The sequence below is a fragment of the Georgenia sp. Z1344 genome, assembly GCF_057652375.1.
In genome coordinates this window covers 2,959,538-2,985,222 of sequence record NZ_CM172728.1, presented here as the reverse complement: position 1 = coordinate 2,985,222, position 25,685 = coordinate 2,959,538, and the positions used below count along the sequence as shown (strand labels likewise).

Here is a 25,685-nt window from a genome sequence, read left to right as displayed (position 1 = left end):
GACGACTCCCTCGATCAGATGTTCGCGGCACTCGCCGACCGGACCAGGCGCGACATCGTCGCCCGGCTCGCCGAGGGTGACGCGACGCTGACCGAGCTCGCCGAGGGCTACCCGTTCTCGGTGCAGGCGGTCGCCAAGCACATCGCGGTGCTCGAGCGCGCCGGTGTGGTCACCCGCACCAGGGACGCCCAGCGCCGACCGATCCACCTCGAGGCGGAGGTTCTCGCCGGCATGACGACGTGGATCGAGCTGTACCGGGCACGGGCCGAGGACCGGTTCCGCCGCCTCGACGCCGTCCTCGACTCGATGGACGACGACGCCGCCACCGACATCACCGCCAGCAGCACCTCACCGAAGGAGCAGAGACCATGAGCGCGACCACCCAGCACCCCGAGACCACCATCCAGGCCGACCCCGCACTGCCGACGATCACGATCGTCCGCGAGTTCGACCACCCTGTGTCGAAGGTGTTCCACGCCTACACCGATCGCGACCTGTTCGCGCGGTGGATCGGCCCGAGGGAGCTCCCCACCGAGATCGAGGAGTGGGACTGCACGACCGGCGGAAAGTACCGGTACGTCAGCCGGGCCGACGGCGAGGAGTACCGCTTCTACGGCTCGTTCCACGAGGTCCGGCCCGACGAGCGGATCGTCCAGACGTTCACGTTCACCGGTTTTCCGAACGGCGTGTCCCTCGAGACGGGCACGTTCGAGCACCTCGGCGACGGCCGCACCCGGCTCACGCTGCACTCGGTCGTCGACACGATGGAGGCACGCGACGCGATGCTCGCGAGCGGCATGGAGACCGGCGTCGTCGAGGGCTTCGAGAAGCTCGACGACCTCCTCGAGGCGGGCGCGGCATGAGGCCCGACGCCCCACCGGCCGACTTCCACCGCGAGGTCGCCGGCACCTTCACCGCGGTGGTCGACGGCGTCGCACCGCAGGCGTGGGACGCGCCGTCACCGGTGGCGGGCTGGACGGCCCGCGACGTCGTCGGGCACCTGACCACGTGGTTCCCCGCGATGCTCGCGGGCTCCGGCGGGCCGGACCTCCCGCCGGGGCCGTCGGCGGACGACGACCCCGCGGGCGCCTGGAACCACCAGCGGGACGCCGTCCAGGCGCTCCTCGACGACCCGGCGTCCGCCGACCTGTCCCTGTCGAACCCGAACGTCGGGGAGGTCCCGCTCCCGCAGGCGATCAGCCAGTTCTACGTGGGCGACGTCTTCATGCACACGTGGGACCTCGCGCGAGCGACCGGTCAGGAGCCGGGTCTCGATCCCGAGCTGGCCGAGGCGATGCTCGACGGCATGGCGCCGATGGAGGACGTCCTGCGCTCGAGCGGCCAGTACGGGCCGGCGGTGCCGGTGCCCGAGGACGCCTCGGCGCAGGACCGGCTCGTCGGGTTCATCGGGCGCGACCCGGGCTGGGAGCCGCCGGCGCGTTGACGTCGATCGCCCGGGCCGCCCCGGGTCTCGTCCCGACACCTCCGACGTGGGGCGTGGGACGAGACCCGGCGCCTCGTTCGCGGGTACGGCGCTCAGCTGATCGTGAGGAGCTTGAGGGTCCCGAACAGGTTGCCCGCCACCATGGCGTCGAGCAGCGGACCGACATCGGCGGAGGCCGCTGCTCCCCACCCGCCGTTCTCGAGCGCCGCACCGCGCTCGTGCACGCGTCCGGACCACGGGATCTCGTGGTCCATGAGCACCAGCAGGTTGCCGGCCGACAGCAGCGCGGCCAGCGCTCGACCAGGCGGTCGACGGTCGGCGACCGCATGACGTGCCCGGCCTGGAGCAGGAGGGCATGGAGCCCACCTCGCCGGGTGCCGACCACGTCGGAGGCCACCCGCAGCAGGGGGTCCTCCGGCGGGACCTTCCCCGCGGGGTGCACCTTTCCCGTGCCGGACGGCAGCACCGGTCCTACCGCCCGGCCGCGCCGGTCAGCTGCCCTCGGACCGCCCGCGGCGCCAGTAGCCCATGAACGCCACCGAGCGGCGGTCGAGCCCCTTGTCACGCACGAGGAAGCGGCGCAGCGCGGTGATGACGCTCGCCTCCCCCGCCAGCCACGCGTAGTCGGGTCCCTCGACGTCGGCGGGGACGTCCCAGAGGATCCCCTCCGGGTCCGGGGTCGGGGCGGAGGGTGCGTCGTCGCCCGGGCCGGTCTGCGGCGCAGGTCCCGTGCCCGCGCGCGCCGCGCCGTCGGCCACCGGTCCGCCCGCCGGGAAACGCTCGTCGCCCCACGCGCGGACGGCGGTATCGAGCGCGGCCCCGTGCTCGCGCTCGCCGCGCACGAGCCAGTGGACGGTCATGCCGTCGGGCGCCGCGAGCTCGACCACGTCCTCCGCGGTCGGCACCTCGACGAACACCTCCCCGGAGAAGCTCGCGTCCAGGGTCTCGACGACGCCGCAGATCGCCGGGAGAGCCGTCTCGTCGCCGGCGAGAAGTACACGGCGCGCCCGGCCCGGATGCCACGCGATGCCGCCGTTCTCCGACTCGCTGCGCGCGTCCGGGCCGATGACGACGAGCTCGTCGCCGACCTGCGCCGCGCTCGCCCACGCGGACGCCGGACCCTCGGTGCCGTGCAGGACGAAGTCGATGTCGATCTCGCTCGACCCGGGTCGCACCGCCCGCAGCGTGTAGGTCCGCATCGGGTTGCGCTCGGCGTCGGGCAGCTCGCGCCAGCGGCGGTACCACTCGGCCATCGTGGGACGCGGCTCGTCGAAGAGCCCGACGTCGGGCAGGGTCCCGTCGGCCCGGGGCAGGTACAGCTTGATCCGCTGGTCGAGGCACAACGGACCGGCATGCTCGAGCTCGTCGCCCGTCAGGGTGATGCGGGTGAGGTGCGGCGTGAGCGGCTCGACGGCGCGCACCCGCGTACGGAAGGCGCGCGAGGGCGGGTAGGTCACGGCGCCGGCCCGCGCGGGGGTGATCGTGGCGGTCGGGGTCATGAGGCCACCTCCATGGGTCGGGCGTGGTGCCGGCCGATGGGCACCATGAGCGGGCTCCCGGTCACCGGGTCGGCCACGATCGTCGAGCCGATCCCGAAGACCGCCTCGACGCACGCCGAGGTGAGCACCTCGGTCGGCCTCCCCGCGGCGTGCACCGTCCCGCCCGCGACGGCCACGAGATGGTCGGCGTAGCGGGCGGCCAGGTTGAGGTCGTGCAGCACCATGACGATCGTCGTGCCGCGTTCGATGTTGAGGTCGGTGAGCAGATCGAGGACCTCGACCTGGTGGGAGACGTCGAGGAACGTCGTCGGCTCGTCGAGCAGGAGCACGTCCGTCTCCTGGGCGAGCACCATGGCGATCCAGGCGCGCTGCCGCTGCCCGCCGGAGAGCTCGTCGACCGGCCGGTCCGCGAGGTCAGTCGTCCCGGTGGCCTCGAGGGCGCGCGCGACGGCGACGTCGTCGGCCTCGCTCCAGCGCGCGAGCATGCCCTGGTGCGGGTGCCGGCCGCGCCCCACGAGGTCCGCGACGGTGATCCCCTCCGGGGCGAGGGGCGTCTGCGGGAGCAGGCCGAGGACCTGGGCCAGCTTGCGGGCGTGGATGCGGTGGACGTCCTTCCCGTCGAGGACCACGCGCCCCTTCGCGGGCGCGAGCAGGCGAGACATCGCGCGGAGCAGCGTCGACTTCCCGCAGGCGTTGGCACCGACGATCGCCGTGATCCGCCCCGGCGGGACGGCGAGGCTGAGGTCCTCGATCACCCGGCGGTCGCGGTACCCGACCCACACGTTCTCGGCGGTCAGCGTTCGGTCGGTCACAGTGAGCCTCCGGCCCGGTCGGTGCGTGCGATGAGGTAGACGAGGTAGGGGGCCCCGAGGACGCCCGTGATGACGCCGGCGGGGAACCTGGTGCCGAACGCGTACTGCCCGGCGAGGTCGGCGGCGAGCACGAGGACGGCGCCCACGAGCGCCGCGGGGACGAGCAGGGACCGCCCGGGGCCCACCACGCGCGCGGCGATCGGCCCGGAGAGGAAGGCGACGAACGCGATCGGGCCGGCGGCCGCGGTCGCGAACGCGATGAGGCCGACCGCCGCCACGACGAGCGTGAGGCGCGTGCGCTCGACCCGGACGCCGAGTGCGCGGGCGGCGTCGTCGCCGAGCTGCATGGCGGACAGGTCGCGGCCGCGCGACAGCAGGACGGGACCGAGGACGGCGAGGGCGATCGCGGCGGGGACGACGGCCCCCCACGTCGTGCCGTTGAGGCTGCCGACGAGCCAGCGCATGGCCTCCTGCAGGTCCCACTGGGCGGCGCCGTCGAGCAGGTAGCTCGTCACCGAGTCCAGCATCGCCGCGATCCCGATGCCGATGAGCACGAGCCGCGTGCCGGCGACCCCGCCCCGGTAGGACAGCGCGTAGATGAGTACCGCGACACCGAGCCCGGCGATCACGGCGACCGCGGAGACCTGCCCGCCGTCGAGGTCGAGCACGATGATGGCGAAGGCGGCTGCCGCGCTCGCGCCCGCGCTGATCCCGATGATGTCCGGGCTCGCGAGCGGGTTGCGGAGCATCGTCTGGAAGGTGACGCCCCCGAGGCCGAGGCACAGGCCGGCGACGAAGGCGAGGGTCGCCCGCGGCAGGCGCAGCCGACCGACGGTGAAGCTCGCCCCCTCGACCTGCTCGCCCGTGACGACGGCCCACACGTCGGCGGGCGGGTAGAACGTGCGTCCGACCATGAGGGAGGCGCACCACAGCGCGACGACGACGCCGAGCAGGACGAGCGCCACCGTGAGGCCCCGACGCGTCCGGCGCCGGCGCGCCCGGGCGAGGGCGTCCGCCGCGCGGGGGCGCCCCGTGACGGTCCGTCCGGCGTCGTCGGGGCGTGTCGACGAGGCAGTCGTCCGCGCTCGCTCGGTCACCGCGCTCACAGCTCGCGGACCTTCGTGCGGCGGACGATGGCGATGAAGACCGGGGCGCCGACGACGGCGGTGATGATGCCGACGTCGATCTCGCCGGGGCGTGCCACGACTCGGCCGAGGACGTCGGCTCCGACGAGCAGCCCCGCGCCGGCGAGCGCGGAGAAGGGCATGAGCCACCGGTGGTCGGTCCCGACGAGGAGCCGGCACAGGTGCGGGACGACGAGGCCGACGAACCCGATCGGTCCGGCGACCGCCGTCGCGGCACCGGTCAGGACGACCGCCCCGGCGGCCGCGACGAGCCGAGCGACCCCGACGCGCACGCCGAGGCCGGCGGCCACGTCGTCACCGAGGGCGAGCGAGTTGAGGCTGCGCGCGGAGGCCAGGCAGACGAGGAGCCCGACGACGAGGAACGGCAGTACCTGGCCGGTGGCCTCGTGGGTCGCGCCGCCGACCCCGCCGACCTGCCAGGAGCGGATGCTGCCGGCGATGTCGCCGCGCGGGAGGGCGACCGCGGTGATGAAGGAGGCGAGCGCGGCCGAGGTGGCGGCTCCCGCGAGGGCAAGGGTGAGCGGCGTGGCACCCCCGCGGCCGACCGAGGCGATGACGTAGACGAACACGGCGGCGAGGCCCGCCCCGAGGATCGCGGTCCAGATCATGCCGGTCCGGGTCCACAGGCCGAACCAGGCCATCCCGACGACGACCGCGAGCGAGGCGCCCATCGTCACGCCGAGGATCCCTGGGTCGGCGAGCGGGTTGCGGGTGACGCCCTGCATGGCGGCGCCGGCCACGCCGAGCGCGGCCCCGACGAGCAGGGCGAGGAAGGTCCGGGGCACGCGGGTGTAGACGACCGCCTCACCGACCGAGTCGGTGGAGCCCGTGAGTCCTGCGAGGATCTCCTGGACGGAGACCGCGCGCGAGCCGATCGCCACCGAGGCCATCGTCAGTGCGGCGACCGCGGCGAGCAGCACGAGGAGCCAGAACAGACGTGCCCGGGCCGGACGTCGGAGGATGGCGACGTCCGGCCCGGGTCCGGAGGGCGTGGACGGCGCCCTCCCGACCTCCTCGCGTTCCGGGGCCTGGGTCACTGCGACCCGGCTGCTGCCTCGGCGAGGAGGTCGACATAGTCCTCGAGGACCCAGGAGATGGACAGCGGCGTGGGGTTCGCCGCCGTACCCATCGGGCCGGACCCGTCGAGGAAGACGATGGCGCCGGACTCGACGGCCGGCATCTGGGAGAGGAGGGGGTCCGCCTCGAGCGTGTCGACGAGCTCCTGGTCGCCGTAAGTGACGATGAGCTCGACGTCGTCGAACATGTCGACCTGCTCGGCACTCACGGAGCCGGAGAACTCGCCGCTGGCGGAGGCCTCCTCGACCGCGGCCGGCGTGGCGAGGCCGAGGTCCTCGAAGAACGCGGCGCGGGTGTCGTTGGCGGTGTAGAAGTTGACGGTGCTGAGGTCGGCGACGTCGACGTGGGTCATGAACATCGTCGACACGCCCTCGAGCTCGGGGTGCGCCTCGACGGTGGCGTCGATCTCGCCCTCGAGCTCGGCGACGAGCTCCTCGCCCTCCTCGACCAGGCCGAGGCCGGCGGCGTTGTAGCTGATCGTGTCCCGCCAGGAGGTCCCCCAGGCCGTCTCCGGGTAGGCGACGACGGGCGCGATCTCGCTGAGCGTGTCGTAGTCCTCCTGCGTGAGGCCGGAGTACGCGGCGAGGATGACGTCGGGCTGGGTGTCGGCGACGGCCTCGAAGTCGATGCCGTCGGTCTCGTCGAACAGGACGGGCTGCTCGCCGCCGAGCGCCTCGAGTTCCTCCTCGACCCAGGGCAGCATGCCGTTGCCGTCGTCGTCGCCGAAGTCTGCGGACGCCATGCCGACGGGCACGACACCGAGGGCGAGCGGGACCTCGTGGTTCGCCCAGTTGACGGTCGCGACCCGCTCGGGGACCTCCTCGATGACGGTGGTCCCGAAGGCGTGCTCGATCTCGATCGGGAGCTCGGCCCCGGAGATCCCGGCCGCGCCGGCGTCCGCGGACCCGTCACCCGCATCGCCCGACGACGACTCGTCCGCCGATCCCTGCGAACCCGACTCCGAGCCGGACTCCGAGGCGCTCTCGTCACCCGCGCCGTCGTCGTCGAAGCGCTCGTCCGTCGTCTCCTCGACCGCGGCGTCGTCCCCCTCGTCGGCGGAGTCGTCGGAGCCGCCGCAGGCGGCGAGGGTGAGGGCCACCGCCGAGGCAGCGGCGATGACATGGAGTCGGGGGTGACGCACGGGGGACCAGCTCTCGTTCGGGGGCGGCCACCTCGTCTCACGACGCCGTGACCACCAATTACGCTACGTTTGCGTGTCGAAAAGTTACCGACCTGCGAATGCATAGGCAAGGCTCACCTGAGTGAGCCATCCCACGAAACCCGACGAGGGCTCCGTCAGCCCGACGGCCGGGCGGCCTGGTCGAAGGCTCACCTGAGTGAGCCATCCCACGACACCCGACGAGGGCTCCGTCAGCCCGACGGCTCGGCCGCCCGGTCGACGGCACCGCCCCAACGGCGATCCCGCCGCGCGTACTCCTCGACCACCCGCCACAGGGAGCGCCGGTCGACGTCGGGCCACGCCTCGTCGGTGAAGACGAGCTCGGCGTAGGCGGACTGCCACAGGAGGAAGTTGCTCGTGCGCTGCTCGCCGCCGGTGCGCCACAGCACGTCGACGTCGGGCATGTCCGGCTCGTCGAGGTAGCGCGCGAGGGTCCGCTCGGTCACCCGGTCGGGGTTGACCCTGCCGGCGGCGACGTCGCGGGCGAGGTCGGCGGCGGCGTCGGCGAGCTCGGCGCGCCCCCCGTAGTTCACGCACATCGTCAGCGTGGCGGTCGTGTTGTGCCGAGTCAGCTCCTCGGCCGTCTCGAGCTCGCGGATGACGGAGCCCCACAGCCGTGGGCGCCGACCGGCCCAGCGCACGCGGACGCCCCAGGCGTGCATCTCGTCCCGTCGTCGTCGGATGACGTCCCTGTTGAAGCCCATGAGGTAGCGGACCTCGGCGGGCGAGCGCTTCCAGTTCTCGGTGGAGAACGCGTACGCGCTGACGTGCGTCACGCCGATGTCGATCGCTCCGGCGACGACGTCGAGGAGCGAGGCCTCCCCCGCCGCGTGGCCCTCGGTCCGGGGCAGCCCGCGGGCGTTGGCCCACCGGCCGTTGCCGTCCATGATGACGGCGACGTGCGCGGGCACGAGCTCGCGCGGGATCTGCGGCGGGCGTTCGCCGGAGGGGTGGGGCGGCGGCGGGACGGGGTCGGTGCGGGGGGGCCGGCTCATGCGCGCTCCACGAAGGGCAGGGAGCGCAGGCGGCGCTCGAGGTGGTACTGGAGGTGGGCGGCGACCAGCCCCGAGGCCTCGGTGCGGTGGCGGTCGTGCGAGGCGTCGGCCACGGGCCAGTCGCCGGAGAGCAGGGCGCCGAGCAGGGTCATCGTCTCCTCCGCCGGCGAGGCCGACCCGGGCGGCCGGCACGACGCGCACATCGCCCCGCCCATCTGGGTGGACCAGGCGCGGTGCGGGCCGTCGGCCCCGCAGCGGGCGCAGTCGTAGCAGCTGGGCGCCCAGCCGGCCACGGCCAGCGAGCGCAGCAGGTAGGAGTCGAGCACGAGCGTGGCCGCGTGCCGACGCATGCTCATCGCGTGCAGTGCCCCGATGAGCAGGATGTACTGCTGGGGCGCAGGCACCTCCTCGGCCTCGGTGAGCTGGTTCGCGGTCTCGACCATGACGGTCGCGGACGTGAACAGCGAGTAGTCGGTGGCGAGGGAACGGCCGTACGGGGCGATCGTCTCCACCTGCGTGACGGTGTCGAGGTTGCGGCCGCGATGCAGCTGGACGTCGACGACGGTGAACGGCTCGAGCCGGGCGCCGAAGCGGGAGCTCGTGCGGCGCACGCCCTTGGCGACCGCCCGGACCAGACCGTGCTCGCGCGAGAGCATGGTGACGATGCGGTCCGCCTCCGACAGGTCGTGGGAGCGCAGGACCACCGCCTCGTCCCGGTAGAGCCTCACTCCCCCATTGTCGCCCCTCGGTCCGACAGGACGACGGACCACCACGGGCCGCGCCGCGCGTCGCACAAGCGAGGTGTATCGTTGGTGTATGGCACGCACCAACATCGACCTGGACGACGACCTCGTCACCGAGGTGATGCAGAGGTACGGCGTGCGGACCAAGCGCGAGGCGGTCGACCTGGCGCTGCGACGCCTGGTCGGGCCGGCGATGAACCGCTCCGAGATGCTCTCGCTCGAGGGGACCGGCTGGGAGGGCGACCTCCACGAGATGCGGGCCGACCGCGTGGTTCGCCCGTGATCCTGGTCGACACATCGGTGTGGATCGAGTTCCTCCGCGGGACGACGACGCCGGCCACGGAGTTCGTCCGCGACCACCTGGGCAGTGACCTCGCGACGACCGAGCCGGTGATGATGGAGCTCCTCGCGGGGACCCGGGCAGGCCGCCGGACCGAGCAGGTGGAGCGGCTCATGCTCAGCCAGCACTGGTGCCGGGTGGATCCGACCCTCGACTACCGCGGCGCCGTCGACGTGTTTCACGCGGCTCGCGCCGCGGGCACGAAGCCCCGGGCTCTCCAGGACTGCCTGATCGCGGCGATCGCCCTCCGACACGGAGCGAGACTCGCGCACCGGGACGTCGACTACGAGCACCTCGCACGGGCGACGGGCCTCGAGGTCATCGACCTGAGGTAGGCACGGGCGTCCCGGCGCGCGGGCCCGTCAGCCCGCGGCAGGCCCGCCCGTCAGCCCGCGGCAGGCCCGCCCGTCAGCCCGCGGCCGGACCCCCTGCCGTGCGCGCGGCCCGGTTGACGGCCGAGATGATCGCCTGGAAGGACGCGGTCATCGTCGACGGGTCGACGCCTACTCCCCAGACGACCTGGTCGCCGGTCTCCACCTCGAGGTAGGCCGCCGCCATCGCGTCCCCGCCCGCCGAGAGCGCGTGCTCGGCGTAGTCGAGCACGGAGGCCTCGACCCCGATGCTGCCGAGCGCGTGGACGAACGCGTCGATCGGTCCGTTGCCGCGCCCGGAGAGCAGGAGCTCCTCCCCGCCGTCGTCGAGCACCACGGTGAGGTCGGCGTCGCCGCCCTCCCCGTGGGAGGTGAGAGAGGTGCTGCGCAGCGTGTACCGGCCCCACGGCGCGAGGCCGTCGGTCACGGTGTAGGGCAGGTACTCGTCGACGAAGATCGACCACAGCCGCTCGGCGTCGATCTCCCCGCCGTAGGCGTCGGTGTGCTTCTGCACGATGCCGGCGAGCTCGATCTGCAGGCGACGCGGCAGGTCGAGGCTGCGCGTCGAGTGCAGGAGGTAGGCGATGCCGCCCTTGCCGGACTGGCTGTTGACGCGCACCACGGCCTCGTACGTCCGCCCGACGTCCTTCGGGTCGACGGGCAGGTAGGGCAGGTCCCAGACCACGGCGGCGTCGTCGTCGCCCGCCTCGGCCACCTTGGCGTCGCGGACCTGGAAGCCCTTCTTGATGGCGTCCTGGTGCGATCCGGAGAACGAGGTGTAGACGAGGTCGCCGCCGTACGGGTGGCGGGCGTGGACGTCCATCTGGGTGCAGTGCTCGACCGTGCGGCGCACCTCGTCGATGTCGGAGAGGTCGATCATCGGGTCGACGCCCTGCGAGTACAGGTTCATCGCGAGGGTGACGAGGTCGACGTTGCCGGTGCGCTCGCCCTGCCCGAACAGGCAGCCCTCGACCCGGTCGGCGCCGGCGAGCATCGCCAGCTCGGCGGCCGCCACGCCGGAGCCGCGGTCGTTGTGCGGGTGCACCGACAGCGCGACGTGCTCTCGGTTGCTCAGGTGCCGGCTCATCCACTCGATCTGGTCGGCGTAGACGTTCGGCGTCGCGCGCTCGACCGTGGCCGGCAGGTTGAGGATGATCTCGCGCCCGCTCTCGGGCTGCCACGCCCCCATGACGGCCTCGGTCACCTCGAGGGCGAAGTCGAGCTCGGTGTCGACGAAGATCTCGGGGCTGTACTGGTAGCCGAACACGGTCTCGTCGCCGAGCACCTTCTCGGCGTGCGCCATCACCTCGCGTGTGCCGTCGACGGCGAGGTCACGCGTGCCCTCCCGGCCGGCGCGGAACACGACGTCGCGGAACACGGGCGCCGTCGCGTTGTACATGTGCACGGTCGCGCGCGGGAACCCGACGAGCGACTCGACCGTGCGGTGGATGAGCTCGGGGCGCGCCTGCGTGAGGACGGAGACGGTGACGTCCTCGGGCACGGCGTCATCGTCGACCAGCGAGCGGACGAAGTCGAAGTCGGCCTGCGAGGCGGCCGGGAAGCCGATCTCGATCTCCTTGTAGCCGAGGCGGACGAGAAGGTCGAACATCGTGCGCTTGCGCTCCGGCGTCATCGGCTCGATGAGCGCCTGGTTACCGTCGCGCAGGTCGGTCGAGAGCCACCGGGGGGCGACGGTCACCCGCTTGTCGGGCCACGTGCGGTCCGGGAGGTGGACCGGGTTCGTCTCGGCGAACGGCCGGTACTTCGTCACCGGCATCCCGGACGGGCGCTGGAGGTTGGTGGTGCCGCGAGTCTTCATCAGGTCTCCTGGTCGAGGGTCACGTGCGGCCAGCACGACGTCTCCCGCGACGAGGAGCCGGCCTCAGAGGGCCTCGCCGCGGCAAATAAGGAGCAGGAGCTCGGTACGCACGGGGACGACCATACTCCGCCCGCCGCGGTGGTCGACCATCCGTCCGCCGATACGGTGTCCGCGTGCGACTCTCCCCCGGCGCGGTGGCGGCCGTCGTCGCTCTCGCGGCGGCGGCGATCGGGGCGTCCGCGCTCGCGCTCGGCTCCCGGCGCACACGCCGCCAGGTCGAGATCCATCGCGACTGGTGGGCCGCCCGGACACATACCCCGCCCGACGACGACGCGTTCCACCTCGTCGTGCTCGGCGACTCCGCGGCGCAGGGCGTCGGTGTGCCGGACCCGGCGCGCGCCTACGTGGTGCGGGTCGCCGAGCGCCTGGCGACGGAGCTGGACCGTCCCGTCGCGACGACGAACCTCTCGGTCTCCGGGGCGACGACGGCGGACCTCATCGCCGACCAGCTCCCGCTCCTCGAGGGCCTGCGCGCAGACACCGACCTCGTCGTGTGCGTCATCGGGTCCAACGACGTGGTGCGTGGGGACTACGAGCCGGCAGGGTTCGGTGCCCGCATCGAGGAGATCGCCGCCGCCCTGCCGGCCGGGAGCGTGCTCGGTGAGGTGCCCTGCTTCGGGCACCCGCCGTGGGAGCCGCGCGTGCGGCGGCTCAACCCGCTCGTGAGCGCCGCGGCCCAGCGGCACGGCCACACGGTGGCCGAGCTGCACGGGGCGTCGGCCGCGCTGTGGCCGGTGCGCATCCTCGGGTACGTGGCCGGGGACTGGTTCCATCCGAACGCCCGGGGGTACGCGGTGTGGGCGGACGCCATCTGGGCGGCCGTCCGCGCGACCCCGGCCGTCCGCGCGGCGACGGCGGCGCGCCCCGCATCCGACCACGGTGCGGCCCCTGCCACGTGACGGCGTCCATCGACCTGGGCCACGCCCACCCTGTGATCCTTCCGCCGCGGGCCCTCTCCACTGGCCGGTCCGGCGCGACGCGCCCTAACCTGGCGGGCATGCCTTCTCGATCGTCGTCCTCCGCGCGCCCCCAGTGGGGTCCTGTCGCGGTCGTCGCGAGCGCCGTGGCCGCCGGTGCCGTGGCCACCGCGGGGGCCGCCGCCACCTACCTCGGCCGACGCTGCATCGTCAGCCGGCAGGTGCCGGTGCACCGCGAGTACTGGGCGCAGCGGACCCACGAGGTCAGGGCCGCCGCGGTCCCGGAGGCGTTCCACCTCGTCGTCGTCGGCGACTCCGCCGCCCAGGGTGTCGGGGTCCCGGACCCGAGCCACGCCTGGGTCGCCCGCGTCGAGCGGCGTCTCGCCGAGACGCTCGACCGCGCGGTCGTCACGACGAACCTCTCGGTCTCCGGAGCGACCTCCGCCGATCTCATCGCCGACCAGCTGCCGCTCCTCGAGGACCTCGAGCGATCTCCGGACCTCGTCATCTGCGAGATCGGGGCAAACGACGTCGCGAAGCGGCAGGTCACCGCCCCCGGCCTGGCCGAGCGCATGGAGACGATCGCGACCGCCCTGCCGCACGGCAGCGTCGTCGCCGACGTCCCGAGCTACGGCTACGGCCCGCACGAGGTGTGGGTGCGCCGCGCCAACGCGGCGATCGAGGAGGTGGCGCAGACGCACGACCTCCACGTGGCGCCGCTGCACGCGGCCACCCGGCCGCTGTGGCCGGGCATCGTCTTCACGCACATGGCCGAGGACCTGTTCCACCCCAACGCGGCCGGCTACGAGGTGTGGGCGGACGCGATCTGGGCGGGCGTCGAGGCGGCGCTGCACGAGCGCGGACTCGTGGCCCGCGAGCTGCTCGCCGTCTGACCGCCGGCGCCGGCGAACCGGCCAGGCGAACCGCCCCGTCGACCACGCCGGCGACCCGGCCAGGCGAACCAGCCCGTCTAACCTGCCCGTCGGCCATCGAGCCGGCCCCGGGGCGCCCGCGTGGTCAGCGGCGCTCGAGGATCCCCCGGACGAACGCGGCCTGGCCGACGTGCTTGAGGCAGTCGTCGACGACGCTGACGAGCCGCACCCCCATCGTCGTCGGCGGGTCCCAGCTCTCGTCGACCACCCGGTCGAGGTCCGCCTCCGTGAGCCCGCGGACGCACCGGATCGTCTGCTCGTGGACGGCGTCGTGGTAGTCGAGCACGAGACGCGCGTCGAAGCCCGTCACCCGGTCGACGTCCTCGGCGGTGTGCCCGTAGCCGATGCCCTCGACGTCGAGGTCGAACCGCTGCGCCCAGCCCTCCGTCGACCACAGCTCGTCGACGCCGAAGGCGCCGGCCACGTGGTCGTCCTGCACCCGCGTGAGGTGCCACAGGAGCCAGCCGATCGAGTTCGCCCCGGGATCGAGGCGGGCGTCGAGCTGCTCACGGGTCAGCGAGAAGCCGGCGCGGTGGACGGAGCCGTTGATGCGGGTGAACGCATCGACAAGGATGTCGTTGGTCGTGGCCATCAGTTCCCTCCCAGGTCGTTCTCGGCGAGCCAGTCGGTCGCGATCGTCGCGGAGTCCAGCTGCTCCTCGACGCTGCGCGCGTTGAGCTCGATGAGCTCGGATGTGGTGAGCGCCTCGCTGACGGGGTCGAGCACCTCGCCGAGCTCACCGGACAGATCCTCCGGCACGAGGGGGACGACGTTCTGGGCGAGGATCATGCTCTCCGGGTCCTCGAGCGTGACGAAGTCGCCCGACGCGAGGTCCGGGTCGGCGGTGTAGATGTCGCCCATCGTGATGGTGCCGTCGAGGATGGCGCCCTTGGTCAGGGGGCCGCCGGAGTCGCCGATGGCGAGGAACTCGACCTCGACGCCGTAGAACTCCTCGAGTCCCGCCGGTCCGTACGGGCGCTCCTCGAGCTCGGCGTTGCCCCCGACGGTGATCTCGCCGTCGTACTCGGCAAGGTCCGCGAGGCTCGTGATGCCGTTCTCCTCGGAGAACTCGGCCGTCACGTTGTAGGAGTCGGCGTCCTGGGCCTCGGAGTACTCGAGAACCGCCATCCCCTCCGGAAGGGCCCGCTCGAGCTCGGCGGCGACGTCCTCGCTCGCCCGCGCCTCCGTGTCGGGCGCGTAGAACTGCAGGAGGTTGCCCGTGTACTCGGGCAGGACGTCGACCTCGCCACCCTCCATCGCCTGCAGGTAGACGTCGCGCTGGCCGATCTGGAACTGCCGCTCCACCCCGTAGCCGGCGTCCTCGAGGACCTGCGCGTAGATCTCGGCGATGATCTCGTTCGAGTAGTAGGCCTGCGAGCCGACGACCACCGTCTCCCCCGCCGCCCCCGGGCCGTCGGAACCGGTCTCCGAGCCGGACTCGCCGGCGTCGTCGGGCGCGTCCGCGGAGGTCTCCTCCTCGAAGGGGTCCTCCGACCCGCAGGCCGCGAGCGTGAGGGCGGCCGCGGCGAGGACCGCGGCGGTGGTGGTGTGGCGACGCATGATCAGCGACCTTCCGTAGGGACGACGTCTCCGAGTCTCCCCCGCGCACCGCTCGCCCGCACGGCGAGCCTCGCGATCAGCGCGAACACGCCGTCGACGACGAGGGCCAGGACCACGATGACCAGCGCCGCCCCGAGCATCTCGTCGTAGCGCTGCAGCGAGATGCCGCGCTGGATGTAGGTGCCCAGGCCGCCGAGGCCGACGTAAGCGGCGAGCACGGCCGTGGCGATGATCTGGAGCGCGGCGTTCCGCAGCCCGCCGACGAGCAGGGGCAGCCCGAGCGGTGCCTCGACCCGCGTGAGGACCTGCCAGTGCGTCATTCCCTGGGCGCGGGCGGCGTCGACGACGACGCGATCGACGTTCTCCACGCCGGCGTAGGCACCCGCGAGCACGGAGGGGATGCCGAGGACGACGAACACCACCGTGGCGGCGAGGAGCGCGTCCCCGACACCGACGAGCAGGGTGAGGACCGTGAGCAGGCCGAGCGAGGGCAGGGCGCGACCAGCCCCGGAGAGGCCGACGACGAGCTGCTTCCCGCGGCCGGTGTGTCCGACGAGGTAGCCGAGCGGCACGGCGACGAGCGCCGAGATCAGCAGCGCGACGAGCGAGTACCAGGCGTGCTCACCGATGCGCTCGAGCAGGTTCCCGGGCCCCGTCCACTGCTCGGGGTCGGTGAGCCACGCGAGGGCGTCGCGGAAGAGGTTCATGCGCGCGCCCCCGTCCATCGGCTCCATGGCATGAGGAGGCGGCCCAGCAGGAGGAGCGCGACGTCGATGACGAGCGCGACGACGACGGTGGCGACGATCCCCGCGACGATCTCGGCGACGATGCCGCGCTGCAGCCCGTCCATGAAGAGGTAGCCGAGGCTCGGGATGCCGACGAGCACGCCGACGGTCACCATGCTCACCGTGCTCATGGCGACCACGCGGAGCCCGGAGAGCAGGACGGGTCCGGCCAGCGGCAGCTCGACCGACCAGAAGCGTCCCGGCCCGGAGTAGCCCTGGGCGGTGGCGGAGCGGCGGACGTCGGGGTCGACGGCGCCGAGCGCGTCGGTGACGGTGCGCGTCATGAGAGCGACCGCATAGATGGTCATCGCGACGACGACGTTGAGCTCGCTGAGGAACCCGATCCCCAGGACCGGCGGGAGCAGGACGAACAGGGCGAGCGAGGGGATCGTGTAGAGGAGCCCGACGACGGTGAGCACCGCGCCGCGGGCGGCCGGGTAGCGCCACGCGAGGATGCCGGGCGGCAGGGCGAGCAGGAAGCCCGCGACGATCGGGATGAGGCACAGCCGGGCGTGCCGCAGCGTGAGCTCCCCGATGAGGTCGAGGTTGTCCGCGACCCAGGTCATCCGGCGCCCTCTCGGGAGGTGCCCGGGTCGTCGGCGAGCACGCCCGCGGGGCGCCCGTCGGCGTCGACGACGATCCGGCGTCCGTCCGCCTCCTCGATCCGGAGCGCACGGCGACCCCGGTCGGCGCCGATGAAGGAGGCGACGAAGTCGTCCGCGGGAGCGGCGAGCAGCTCGGCGGGGCTGCCCTGCTGCACGATCCGGCCGCCCTCGGCGAGGAGCACCACGTGGTCGCCGAGCCGGAAGGCCTCGTCGATGTCGTGGGTGACGAGCACGATCGTCTTCGACAGGGTGCGCTGGAGGCGGAGCAGCTCGTCCTGCAGCTCGGTGCGGACGATGGGGTCGACGGCGCCGAAGGGCTCGTCCATCAGCAGGATGTTCGGATCGCTCGCCAGCGCCCGGGCGACGCCGACGCGCTGCTGCTGCCCGCCGGAGAGCTGGGCGGGGTAGCGGCGCGCGAGCGACCGTTCGAGGCCGACGGTGTCCATCAGCTCCAGGCCCCTCTCGTGGGCGGCGGCCTTCGGCGTGCCGGTGAGGCGCAGGACGGTGGCGACGTTGTCGATCACCCGGCGGTGCGGCAGCAGGCCGGCGCTCTGCATGACGTAGCCGATGCTGCGGCGCAGCGCGACGGGCTCGCGGGTGGCGACGTCGGTGCCGTCGATCGACACGGTGCCCGAGCTCGGCTCGACCATCCGGTTGATCATCCGCAGGATCGTCGTCTTGCCCGAGCCGGACGAGCCGACGAGGACGGTCACCTCGTGCGGACGGATGACGAGGTCGAGATCGTCGACCGCGCGCGTGCCGCCCGGGAAGGTCTTGGTGACGGACCGGAGCTCGATCATCCGGCGGCCCCTCGTGCGCATGCCATCCCCCGAGCGTAGGGTCATCAGCGCCAGCACCGCCCGACGAAGTGGGGCTCCATGTCCGTCAGCGACCCGTCCGAGCAGCACCCGTCACCGCCCGACGACGACGCCGACACCTGGGACGTCGTCGTCGTGGGGGCCGGACCGGTCGGGGAGAACGTCGCCGACTACGCCGTCCAGGGCGGGCTCTCGGCGGTGGTGGTCGAGGCCGAGCTCGTCGGCGGGGAGTGCTCGTACTGGGCGTGCATGCCGTCCAAGGCGCTCCTGCGCAGCGGCGACGCACGCCGCGCCGCGCTGGCCGTCGACGGCGCCCGCCAGGCGGTCACCGGCGACCTCGACGTCGGGGCCGTCCTCGCGCGACGGACCTCGTTCACGTCCGACTGGGACGACGCCGGTCAGGTCGAGTGGCTCGGCTCGGCCGGCATCGACCTCGTCCGCGGGAGGGGCCGGCTGAGCGGGGTGCGCGAGGTGACGGTCGAGCTCGAGGGCGGCGGCGAGCGCGTGCTGCGGGCCCGTCACGCCGTCGCGCTCGCCACGGGGACGCGGCCGTTCCTGCCCGACGTCCCGGGACTGCGCGAGGCCGAGCCGTGGACCAACCGCGAGGCGGTGTCCGCGACCGAGATCCCCGACTCCCTCGTGGTGATCGGAGGCGGGGCCGTCGGCTCCGAGCTGGCGGGAGCCTTCAGCGACCTCGGTGCGCGGGTGACCATGCTCGTGCGCGGCGGCCTCCTCGGCGGCTACGAGCCGTTCGCGGGCGAGACGGTCACCGAGGCGCTGGCCGCGCGCGGCGTCGACGTCCGCACGGGCGTCTCACCGTCGGCCGTGCGCCGGATCGCCTCGGGTGTCGAGATCGATCTCGACGACGGCTCCACCGTGCGGTCCGAGCAGCTCCTCGTGGCCACCGGCCGGGAGCCGCGGCCAGGGCTCGGGCTCGACGCCGTCGGCCTGCCGGAGGGGTGGGTCGACGTCGACGAGACGCTGCGTGCGCTGGGCCCCGACGGCGCGCCGCTGGACTGGCTCTACGCCGTCGGGGACGCCAACCACCGCGCCCCGCTCACGCACCACGGGAAGTACCAGGCGCGCGCCGCGGGTGCGGCGATCGCGGCCCGCGCGGCAGGCGAGCCGGTCGAGGCCGAGCCGTGGGGCATGCACGCGGCGACGGCCGACGCGCTCGCGACGACCCAGGTGGTGTTCACGGACCCGCAGGTCGCGAGCGTCGGCCGCACGGCAGCCCAGGCCGAGGAGGCCGGCCACCCGGTGCGGGTCGTCGACCAGGACCTCGGCGCAGTGGCGGGCTCGGCGCTGCACGCCGACGGGTACGCCGGGAAGGTCCGGATGGTCGTCGACGAGGAGCGGGAGGTGATCGTCGGGATGACGTTCGTCGGGCCCGACGCCGCCGAGCTGCTGCACGCCGCGACGATCGCGGTGGTCGGCGAGATCCCGCTCGACCGCCTGTGGCACGCCGTGCCCGCCTACCCGACGATGAGCGAGGTGTGGCTGCGCCTCCTCGAGGCCTGGTAGCCGCGCGCCCGGGTCAGCGCAGGATGGTCTGTCCGGCGTCGTCCTCGTCCTCCGACCAGGGGTCGTCCCACTCGAGGAGCGAGTCCCCCACGCGCAGCGCGGCGCCCTCCGGCACGACGACCTCGCGCCACGGGTCCAGCTTGGTCACCGTGCCGTCCTCGGCCACGTAGAAGGTGCCGTTCGTCGAGTCCCGGTCGATCGCGTGGAGCTGGGAACCGGTGAGACGGACCGACAGGTGGGTCTTCGACATCGACGGGTCAGGGACCACCATGAGGTTGTCGACGAGCTCCCCGGCACGTGGCTCCGGGTCGCGGCCGACGAGCGTGATCCCGCCGTCGAGGAGGTACCCGCCGACGCGGACGTCCGGCACCTCTTCCCACTCCCCCGTCTCCCGCCACGAGGGGGCGGAGTGCGCGCCGAACGCGGCGTGCGCGCCCGTGGCGACGGGGGCGGAGTCGCCGCCCGGGTCGTCGCCCTGGTGGACGTAGCCCTCGCCGGAGGCGTCCGGGCTGAACGCGCCCTCCGGCGTGGCGCCGCGGGGGTCGACGGGCGGGACGCCCTGCCCGGGGCGCGGCTCCCGGCCGTACGCGTGCTCTCCGTACGCGTGCTGGTCGTAGGCCTGCCGGTCGTGCCCGTCCTGCGCACCGCGTCCTCCCTGGCCGGGACCGCCGTAGCCGCCCGCACCGGATCCGTCCGAACCGGGACCGCCGTAGCCGCCCGCACCGGATCCGTCCGAACCGGGACCGCCGTAGCCATACCCCGCCGGCGCAGGGCCGCCATAACCGCCCTGGCCGGGTCCGCCGTCGGCGCCCCGATGTCCGGGGGCCTCCTGCCCTGCGCCGGCGTAGCCACCATGCGGGCCGTAGCCGTACTGCTCGGGTCCGCCCGGGCCATCGCCGCCGCCGTACCCACCGGGGCCGCTCGGCCCACCGTGCTGCCCGTACGCCCCGGGTCCACCGGACCCGTACCCGTGGTGCCGCTCGCCGTGGGCGTCGACCCCGGCGACCTGCGTGGCCAGACCGGGACCGTCGTCGGACCAGTCGGCGCCGCGGCGGTCGTCGGCGGGCTGCGCCCCCGAGGTGTCGGTGACGTCGACGCCCGCGCGGCGCAGCGTCCACACGCGCGCGCCCAGGCCGCCGGGGCCGAGCCCGCCGTTGCGGGCCACGGTCAGGCGCCAGGCACCGAGGCCGGCGGCGATCGCGAGCCACCAGCAGGCGACGGCCCGGATGAGGGCGGCGACCATGGCGCCGAGCGTGGCGTCGTTCGCGTAGGCGCGCGTCTGCTCGATGACCGGTCCGACAGCGAACGCCGTGGCGGCGACCGTCGCCAGGATCGCGAGCGCCGCTCCCACCTGCCGGAGTCGCACCGGCCCCGGGGCGAGGAGCCGCCCCACCTCCTGGACCGCCTCGTGCTGGCGGGCGGTGAGCTGTCCCGCGCGGCGCTGTCGGCGCCCGTCCTCGGTCACCACGGTGGGGAGCACCGCCCAGGCGAGCGTGCCGGCGATGACCGGGTTCCCGGACCGCATGAGCAGGATCGCGAGCACGGCGGCGCCGAGCACGAGGACGATCCCGACGACGAGCAGGACCGGCGCCTGGAGCGGTCCCCACGGCTCGCCCGCGATCCCGGGCCGAAGCACGAGGCTGCCGCCGACGGCGAGGGCCAGGGCGAGCAGCGCGCCCAGGGCGCGAGGCACCGAGGTGGCGGCGGGGTACAGGTCGCGCAGCGCCGTCTGACGCTGCATGAGGACCGAGCTGAAGGTCGCCCAGTCACGCGCGATGGCGGACGGGTGGGCGGCGCGCCGGACGGCCGTCGTGGAGCGAGGCATGGGGCAAGTGTGCACCGCTGCCGGGCTCCCACGCGTCGCGGGACCGGGCCCGATGCGGGCGTGTGGCGACCGGCACGTCCGAACGCGGCCGGGCACGCGCGCGACACCTCGTCTGCAGGCCTCGCTCCGCCCCTCAGCCGCACTCTCGACCCCCTGTCAGCCGCCATCGCGCCGACCCCGAGCCGCACTCTCGATCCGATGTCGGCCGGCCACCGACCCCTCGGGATCGGTCAGCCGCCCTCGCGCCGGCGTCTGCGCCGCTCGTCCCGCCGGTGCTTGAGCGAGCGCGTCGACAGGCGCGAGCGCCACCACCGACGCCGCCCCGCCGCCTTGCGGACGGCCAGCAGCGTCTCGTCGACCTCGGCCCACAGCTTCTCGACGTCGCGGTCGTCGGGCTCCCGGTAGCCGAAGGCCTGTTCGTCGGTGCGCCGGGCCAGCCCGCGCAGGTCCACGCCGCCCAGGTCGATCGGGTCGACCTCGGGGACGTCCGCGCCGACCTCGGCGTCCGGCTGCTCGGGGGCTCCGCCGCCCGGAGCGGTGGCGCCCACCGGGCGTGGGGCGTCGTCGTCGCGGGACTTCGTGCCCTTCCGGCCCTTGGCGGGACCGACGGCGCTCGCCCCGGCGCCGGTGACGCCGCGCTGCCCGCCGAGCGAGCGCGCGACGGCCCCCGCCGCCACGGACCGGGTCGCGCCCACCGGCACGCGCGCGCCGAGGTCGCGCGTGACGTCGACGACCTCGGACCAGCCCCCTGCGGCCCGGTGGGTGGTCGTCCCCCGGGTGCGCCGGCGCCGGCGCCTGGCGGCTTTGACGGCGAGGATGATCGCGATCGGCGCGAGCAGCAGGAGCAGCAGGCCACCGCCGGCGGCGGCGACGATGATCCACACGATCGACAGCTGGCTCTCGCGTTCCTCGGGCTCCTCGCGCACGTCGACGTCCTGGCGCGCGGCGGGCGGGGCGTCCGGCGGCTCGAGCACGGGCGGGGGCGGCTGGAGGACCTGCGGCTGCGGCTGCTCCTGCGGCTCGAGGTTCTGCTCCTGCCAGATGCGGTCCTCGTCCGGGGTGGGGAAGAACGGGACCCACCCGTGCTGCTCGAACGGGACCTCGACCCACGCGGTGACGTCCTCGCCGGCGAGCTGGATGGCGCCGCTCCCGTTCGGCACCTCGAAGCCGATGACCACGCGCGCGGGGATCTGCATCGACCGCAGCATGAGCGCCATGAGGGCGGCGTACTGCTCCTGGTCGCCGACCATGGCCGGACCGGTGAGCATGGCGTCGAGCCGGGCGGCCCCGTGACCGGCGAGCGAGGGCGTGTCGCCCTCGAGCCCGTGGCTGAAGTAGCCCTGTCGCAGCCCGGACTCGACGGCCTGGATGCGCGCGAGGGTCGTCGTCGCGTCGGCGGCGAGCACGGAGGCCTCGGTGGCGATCGAGTCGGGGATCGTCACCGGGGGCAGCGCGTCGTCGGCGACCGGGGCGGCCTCGAGGGCCCCGAGGTCGGGCCGCTCGACGGGCGCGGCGAGCAGCGTGTACGTGTCGCCCGGGCGGAGCCCGGCCTCGACGAGCCCGACGCCGGCCACGGGGTTGACGTAGAGCGAGCGCGCGAGGTCCGTGGCCCTCCCGGAGGTGAACTCGACGTCGGCGAGCTGCCCGGCCACGGGCACCCACACGTCGCGGTACTCCCCGATCGTCACGTCGATCTCCTCGGCGCCCGGGAGGTCCTCGTCGACGGCGGCGCCGATGCGCTGGAACTCCCCGGTCCCCGCCTCCCCGCCGGGGGCCACGGTGAACGCGGTGCCGTCGTAGGAGTCCATCGCCGCCAGGCGCACGAGCTCACCGGCCCCGAGCCCGTCGACGGTGAGGACCGTGTCGGTGAGGTGGTCCTTGAGGTAGGCGCGGAACCCGGCGAGCGGGCTCGGGTAGTCGCGCAGGTCGGGCGGCGGGGCCACGTGGTCGCGGACCACGGTGCGCCGGTCCTCGTCCTGCCACAGCAGCCCGGTGGCGCCTCCGGCGACGAGCGCGACGACGAGGAGCCCCGCCGTGGCGACGGGCCGCTCCGTGTGCAGGCGGTGGGAGCGGCGCGCCGCCCATACGAGCGCGACGGCGGCGAAGGCGAGCCCGACCGGCACCGCGAGGGAGGTGTCCCGCGTGCTGAGCAGCACGCTGCCGGGCAGGATCACCAGCGGCACGAGGGCGGCGAGCGTGGGCCGGCGGGTCCGCTGCGCGATCGTCATCGCGAGCGCCGAGCCGACCACGCCGACCAGCAGCGGGACGGTGAGGACGGCCCCGGTCGCCCCCACCGGCGCGAGGATCGTCACGAGGTCCTTCCACGCCGTGACGACACCCTGGCCGACCGCGCCGACGCTCGCCGGGCTCGGCAGCCAGCCGACCAGCGCCTCGACCGGGGCGGCCGCGCCGGTGAGCAGGACGAGGGCGAGCAGCACGGCGAGGATCGTCACGAGCGCGCCCCAGCGGCGCCAGGCAGCGAGCAGCGCGAGGCCGCTCCCGGCCAGCACCGCGAGGACGAGGACCACCCAGAACCGCGCGACCCCGTACGCGGGCCACAGCGGGATCAGGGCGAGGAGCATGAGGAGCGGGATCGCGATCGCGTCCCACACGCGCATCCGGGCCCGACGCCGGAGCGCGGCCCGCGTAGGCGCGTCACCCCGGTACTGGAGCGCCTCGCTCGCGAGCCGGGTGCGGCGCCCCTCCTCGAGGGCGGACGGGCTGCTCACAGCGCCGCCATGTGGAGGCCGCGGGTGAGCTCGTCGAGGTGCGGGACGGTCACCACGGTGACGGGCCCGACGGCGGCGACGCTCGGCTCGACGTACGGGTCGGCGCGCACGGCGAGGGCGCGCATGCCGACGGGGAGGACGGAGCCGGCGGCGCGGATGTCCCGCAGCGGCACGGGCGAGCCGCACACGAGGACGGCGAGCGTGGCGCGTGCGTGGGACAGGGCGATCTCGCGGGCCATGTCGACGACCTCGGTGCGGGTCGGGGTCATCGTCAGACGGGTGAGCGCGTCGAGGACCGCGCGGGCGGACACCGTGGGCAGCGGCGCCGACGTCGTGAGGACGGTGAGCTCCTTGTCCTCGGTGATCGCCTGGAGCGCGAGCGAGCCGACGGTGGACACCACGGTCTCGAACTCGTCGGGCTCGTCGTAGTCGGCGGCGGAGGTGCTGAGGGCGACGACGACGTGGCTGCGCCGCGACTCCTCGAACTGGCGGACCATGAGCTTGCCGGTGCGGGCGGAGGTGCGCCAGTGGATGTAGCGCCGGTCGTCGCCGGGCTGGTACTCGCGCAGCGCGTGGAACGAGAGGTCGGACTCGGTGAGCTCGGTGGTGGGACGGCCCTCGAGGTCGTGCAGCAGGCCGGCGGAGGCCGGGGCGAGACGCACCGTGCGGGGGTGGACGTACATCTCGAGGGTGTCGGTCCACGTCCGCGCCGAGCGAACGAGACCGAGCGGGTCGCCGCGCACGGTCCGGGCCGGGCCGATGTCGACGACGGCACGGCGCTGCGTGGGCACCGCGAGCAGCTCCTCGACCGAGTCGCCGGCCGCGAGGCCGGGCAGCGGGATCGCGACCTGGCCCGGGCCGACGGGGACCTCGAGGCGGGCCGCAGACGTCGAGCGCGCCCCTGTGTTCTTGACGATGACGCCGGCGAGCGCGCGGTCGCCCACCTGGACCCGGTGGTCGGACAGCCGCAGGTCGACCTGGTAGCTCTGCCGCCCCACGGTGAACAGCACCGCGACGACGAAGGCCGCGAGCAGCGCGACCCCGCCCGCCATCGCCTCGCCCCACCCGAGGACGAACGCCACGACGAGCGCGACGACGCCGAGGCCCAGCGCCGTCCACCCGAGCACGGAGACGCCGCCGAGGACCCGGGCGACCTCCCGGCGCGGCGCGACGGTGCGCTCGAGCGCGGTGGTCAGCCCCGGGATCGCGCCGACCCGGGCGCGCGCGGACGTGCGCCAGCGGCCCGTCGTCGAGCCGCTCGAGGTCACCTGACCGATCGAGTACGGCGAGTGGGCCGAGCCCGGGGAGCCGCCGGGCGACGCGCCGGTGGGCGCGGAACCGGTGTGCGGGGACGCGGCGGAGCCGGTGCGCTCGGCCGGGCCGTGGACGACCGCGTGCCGTTCGACCGCCTCCGGGACGTCGGGGCGGGATCCGTTCACGAGCGGCCGTGGTCCCCGGCCAGCTGTCGGTGGGCGGGCGGCTCGATCTCCTCGAGGACCGTGCCGAGCGCCCCGGCAGCGGTGGCGCCGTCGAACTGCGCCTCGGCCTCCATCACCATCCGGTGGCCGAGGACGGGCTCGGCGAGCTCGCGGACGTCGTCGGGCAGGACGTACCCGCGGCCCTGGGACGCGGCCCAGGTCTTCGCGCACCGCACCAGGGCGAGCGCCCCGCGGACGGACACGCCGACCTCGACGCCCGCCGCCGTGCGGGTCGCCGTGACGAGGCGGGAGATGTAGTCGGCGATCGCGGCGTCGACGTGGACGCGGGAGGACATCCGCACCATCTCGCTGACGACCTCGGCGGTGACGACGGCGCGCAGCTCGCCGGCGCGGTCGCGGACGGCGGAGCCGGTGAGGATGGCGACGGTCGAGTCGTGGTCCGGGTAGCCGACCGAGGTCTTGATGAGGAACCGGTCGAGCTGCGCCTCGGGCAGCGCGTACGTGCCGGCCTGCTCGATGGGGTTCTGGGTGGCGAGGACGATGAACGGCTCCCCCACCTCGTGGGTGCGCCCCTCGGCGGTCACGCGCCCCTCCTCCATGACCTCGAGGAGGGCCGACTGCGTCTTGGGCGAGGCGCGGTTGATCTCGTCGGCGAGGACGACGTTGGCGAAGATCGGACCCGGGTGGAACTCGAAGGTCTTCTTCTCCTGGTCGTAGATCGACACGCCCGTGACGTCGGAGGGCAGCAGGTCCGGCGTGAACTGGATGCGCGAGCTCGTGGCCCGCAGCGTCTGGGCGAGCGACCGGGCGAGCTGGGTCTTGCCGGTGCCCGGGTAGTCCTCGAGGAGGACGTGCCCGCCGGCCAGGAGCGCCGTGACGACGAGCCGGATGACGCCGGTCTTGCCGACCACGGCCTTGCCGACGTTGTCGACGATGCGGTCGAACGTGCTCGCGTACCAGGAGGCCTGCTCCTCGGAGAGCTGCTCGATCACGGGGACGGCGGTCATGGGGTCCTCTCGGTGGTGCGGGGAAGGGACGGGCGGTCGGGGCGGGTCGGCATGATCCG

26 protein-coding genes are annotated in these 25,685 nt (G+C 74.1%); 8 read left to right on the top strand and 18 right to left on the bottom strand.

What is annotated here, in order from left to right; translation table 11 throughout:
- Window positions 1-18: 18 nt before the first annotated feature.
- Genes AC24FB_RS13580 through AC24FB_RS13570 form a run of 3 tightly spaced genes read left to right on the top strand, consistent with a single transcriptional unit; the run spans window position 19 to window position 1,444 of the window.
- Window positions 19-372 (top strand): ArsR/SmtB family transcription factor, encoded by a 354-nt coding sequence (locus AC24FB_RS13580; protein WP_463653557.1) that lies wholly within the window; start codon window positions 19-21, stop codon window positions 370-372.
- Entirely contained in the window at window positions 369-863 is a 495-nt protein-coding gene (locus tag AC24FB_RS13575; protein WP_425715087.1) for an SRPBCC family protein, read from the top strand. Before AC24FB_RS13580 ends, AC24FB_RS13575 begins: the two co-directional genes overlap by 4 nt.
- A complete protein-coding gene (locus tag AC24FB_RS13570; protein WP_425715088.1) occupies window positions 860-1,444 on the top strand; it encodes a TIGR03086 family metal-binding protein in 585 nt (194 codons plus the stop codon). Before AC24FB_RS13575 ends, AC24FB_RS13570 begins: the two co-directional genes overlap by 4 nt.
- 92 nt (window positions 1,445-1,536) lie before the next feature.
- Here AC24FB_RS13570 and AC24FB_RS13565 read toward each other — a convergent pair whose 3' ends face one another.
- From AC24FB_RS13565 to recO, 8 genes are all read right to left on the bottom strand, one after another.
- The gene (locus AC24FB_RS13565; protein ID WP_425715089.1) at window positions 1,537-1,698 is read right to left on the bottom strand and encodes a hypothetical protein; all 162 of its coding nucleotides are present in this window, start codon (window positions 1,696-1,698) and stop codon (window positions 1,537-1,539) included.
- Window positions 1,699-1,935: 237 nt separating this feature from the next.
- Complete coding sequence (locus AC24FB_RS13560; RefSeq protein ID WP_425715090.1) at window positions 1,936-2,943, bottom strand: siderophore-interacting protein; 1,008 nt, start codon at window positions 2,941-2,943, stop codon at window positions 1,936-1,938.
- A complete protein-coding gene (locus AC24FB_RS13555) occupies window positions 2,940-3,755 on the bottom strand; it encodes an ABC transporter ATP-binding protein (protein ID WP_425715091.1) in 816 nt (271 codons plus the stop codon). The genes AC24FB_RS13560 and AC24FB_RS13555 overlap by 4 nt, the downstream gene beginning before the upstream one ends.
- A complete protein-coding gene (locus tag AC24FB_RS13550) occupies window positions 3,752-4,852 on the bottom strand; it encodes a FecCD family ABC transporter permease (RefSeq protein WP_463653556.1) in 1,101 nt (366 codons plus the stop codon). The genes AC24FB_RS13555 and AC24FB_RS13550 overlap by 4 nt, the downstream gene beginning before the upstream one ends.
- A 5-nt stretch (window positions 4,853-4,857) precedes the next feature.
- Window positions 4,858-5,937, bottom strand: a complete 1,080-nt coding sequence (locus AC24FB_RS13545) for a FecCD family ABC transporter permease (protein WP_425715093.1) — start codon at window positions 5,935-5,937, stop codon at window positions 4,858-4,860.
- The gene (locus AC24FB_RS13540) at window positions 5,934-7,118 is read right to left on the bottom strand and encodes an iron-siderophore ABC transporter substrate-binding protein (protein WP_425715094.1); all 1,185 of its coding nucleotides are present in this window, start codon (window positions 7,116-7,118) and stop codon (window positions 5,934-5,936) included. The genes AC24FB_RS13545 and AC24FB_RS13540 overlap by 4 nt, the downstream gene beginning before the upstream one ends.
- A gap of 230 nt (window positions 7,119-7,348) precedes the next feature.
- On the bottom strand, window positions 7,349-8,152 hold the full coding sequence (locus AC24FB_RS13535) for an isoprenyl transferase (protein WP_425715095.1): 804 nt from the start codon (window positions 8,150-8,152) through the stop codon (window positions 7,349-7,351).
- Window positions 8,149-8,880, bottom strand: a complete 732-nt coding sequence (recO, locus tag AC24FB_RS13530) for a DNA repair protein RecO (protein ID WP_425715096.1) — start codon at window positions 8,878-8,880, stop codon at window positions 8,149-8,151. Before recO ends, AC24FB_RS13535 begins: the two co-directional genes overlap by 4 nt.
- A gap of 88 nt (window positions 8,881-8,968) precedes the next feature.
- On the opposite strand from recO, the gene AC24FB_RS13525 reads away from it, so the two are divergent.
- The gene (locus tag AC24FB_RS13525; protein WP_425715097.1) at window positions 8,969-9,178 is read left to right on the top strand and encodes a type II toxin-antitoxin system VapB family antitoxin; all 210 of its coding nucleotides are present in this window, start codon (window positions 8,969-8,971) and stop codon (window positions 9,176-9,178) included.
- A complete protein-coding gene (gene vapC / locus AC24FB_RS13520; protein WP_425715098.1) occupies window positions 9,175-9,570 on the top strand; it encodes a type II toxin-antitoxin system VapC family toxin in 396 nt (131 codons plus the stop codon). The genes AC24FB_RS13525 and vapC overlap by 4 nt, the downstream gene beginning before the upstream one ends.
- 73 nt (window positions 9,571-9,643) lie before the next feature.
- Here the strand turns inward: vapC and leuA are convergent, their stop codons facing one another.
- Window positions 9,644-11,425 carry a 2-isopropylmalate synthase gene (leuA, locus tag AC24FB_RS13515; protein WP_425715099.1) on the bottom strand — a complete coding sequence of 594 codons (1,782 nt, stop codon included), beginning with the start codon at window positions 11,423-11,425 and terminating at the stop codon, window positions 9,644-9,646.
- A gap of 173 nt (window positions 11,426-11,598) precedes the next feature.
- On the opposite strand from leuA, the gene AC24FB_RS13510 reads away from it, so the two are divergent.
- Window positions 11,599-12,384, top strand: coding sequence for an SGNH/GDSL hydrolase family protein (locus tag AC24FB_RS13510; protein WP_425715100.1), 786 nt, complete (start codon window positions 11,599-11,601; stop codon window positions 12,382-12,384).
- A 98-nt stretch (window positions 12,385-12,482) separates the two neighbouring features.
- On the top strand, window positions 12,483-13,295 hold the full coding sequence (locus tag AC24FB_RS13505) for an SGNH/GDSL hydrolase family protein (RefSeq protein WP_425715101.1): 813 nt from the start codon (window positions 12,483-12,485) through the stop codon (window positions 13,293-13,295).
- Window positions 13,296-13,419: 124 nt separating this feature from the next.
- Here AC24FB_RS13505 and AC24FB_RS13500 read toward each other — a convergent pair whose 3' ends face one another.
- From AC24FB_RS13500 to AC24FB_RS13480, 5 genes are read right to left on the bottom strand one after another with little or no spacing between them, the layout of a single operon-like run.
- Window positions 13,420-13,926, bottom strand: coding sequence for a mycothiol transferase (locus AC24FB_RS13500; protein WP_425715102.1), 507 nt, complete (start codon window positions 13,924-13,926; stop codon window positions 13,420-13,422).
- Window positions 13,926-14,894, bottom strand: coding sequence for an ABC transporter substrate-binding protein (locus AC24FB_RS13495; protein ID WP_425715104.1), 969 nt, complete (start codon window positions 14,892-14,894; stop codon window positions 13,926-13,928). Before AC24FB_RS13495 ends, AC24FB_RS13500 begins: the two co-directional genes overlap by 1 nt.
- Before the next feature lie 2 nt (window positions 14,895-14,896).
- Window positions 14,897-15,601, bottom strand: coding sequence for an ABC transporter permease (locus AC24FB_RS13490; protein WP_425715105.1), 705 nt, complete (start codon window positions 15,599-15,601; stop codon window positions 14,897-14,899).
- On the bottom strand, window positions 15,598-16,245 hold the full coding sequence (locus tag AC24FB_RS13485; protein ID WP_425715107.1) for an ABC transporter permease: 648 nt from the start codon (window positions 16,243-16,245) through the stop codon (window positions 15,598-15,600). Before AC24FB_RS13485 ends, AC24FB_RS13490 begins: the two co-directional genes overlap by 4 nt.
- On the bottom strand, window positions 16,242-17,084 hold the full coding sequence (locus tag AC24FB_RS13480) for an ABC transporter ATP-binding protein (RefSeq protein WP_425715246.1): 843 nt from the start codon (window positions 17,082-17,084) through the stop codon (window positions 16,242-16,244). Before AC24FB_RS13480 ends, AC24FB_RS13485 begins: the two co-directional genes overlap by 4 nt.
- A gap of 78 nt (window positions 17,085-17,162) precedes the next feature.
- Here AC24FB_RS13480 and AC24FB_RS13475 point away from each other — a divergent pair, with 78 nt between their 5' ends.
- Window positions 17,163-18,626 (top strand): dihydrolipoyl dehydrogenase family protein, encoded by a 1,464-nt coding sequence (locus tag AC24FB_RS13475; RefSeq protein WP_425715108.1) that lies wholly within the window; start codon window positions 17,163-17,165, stop codon window positions 18,624-18,626.
- Between the two features lie 13 nt (window positions 18,627-18,639).
- Here AC24FB_RS13475 and AC24FB_RS13470 read toward each other — a convergent pair whose 3' ends face one another.
- From AC24FB_RS13470 to AC24FB_RS13455, 4 genes are all read right to left on the bottom strand, one after another.
- Entirely contained in the window at window positions 18,640-20,451 is a 1,812-nt protein-coding gene (locus AC24FB_RS13470; protein WP_425715109.1) for an FHA domain-containing protein, read from the bottom strand.
- A 230-nt stretch (window positions 20,452-20,681) separates the two neighbouring features.
- Entirely contained in the window at window positions 20,682-23,180 is a 2,499-nt protein-coding gene (locus AC24FB_RS13465) for a transglutaminase-like domain-containing protein (protein ID WP_425715110.1), read from the bottom strand.
- Entirely contained in the window at window positions 23,177-24,619 is a 1,443-nt protein-coding gene (locus tag AC24FB_RS13460) for a DUF58 domain-containing protein (protein ID WP_425715111.1), read from the bottom strand. Before AC24FB_RS13460 ends, AC24FB_RS13465 begins: the two co-directional genes overlap by 4 nt.
- A complete protein-coding gene (locus AC24FB_RS13455) occupies window positions 24,616-25,626 on the bottom strand; it encodes an AAA family ATPase (protein ID WP_425715113.1) in 1,011 nt (336 codons plus the stop codon). The genes AC24FB_RS13460 and AC24FB_RS13455 overlap by 4 nt, the downstream gene beginning before the upstream one ends.
- Window positions 25,627-25,685: the final 59 nt, after the last annotated feature.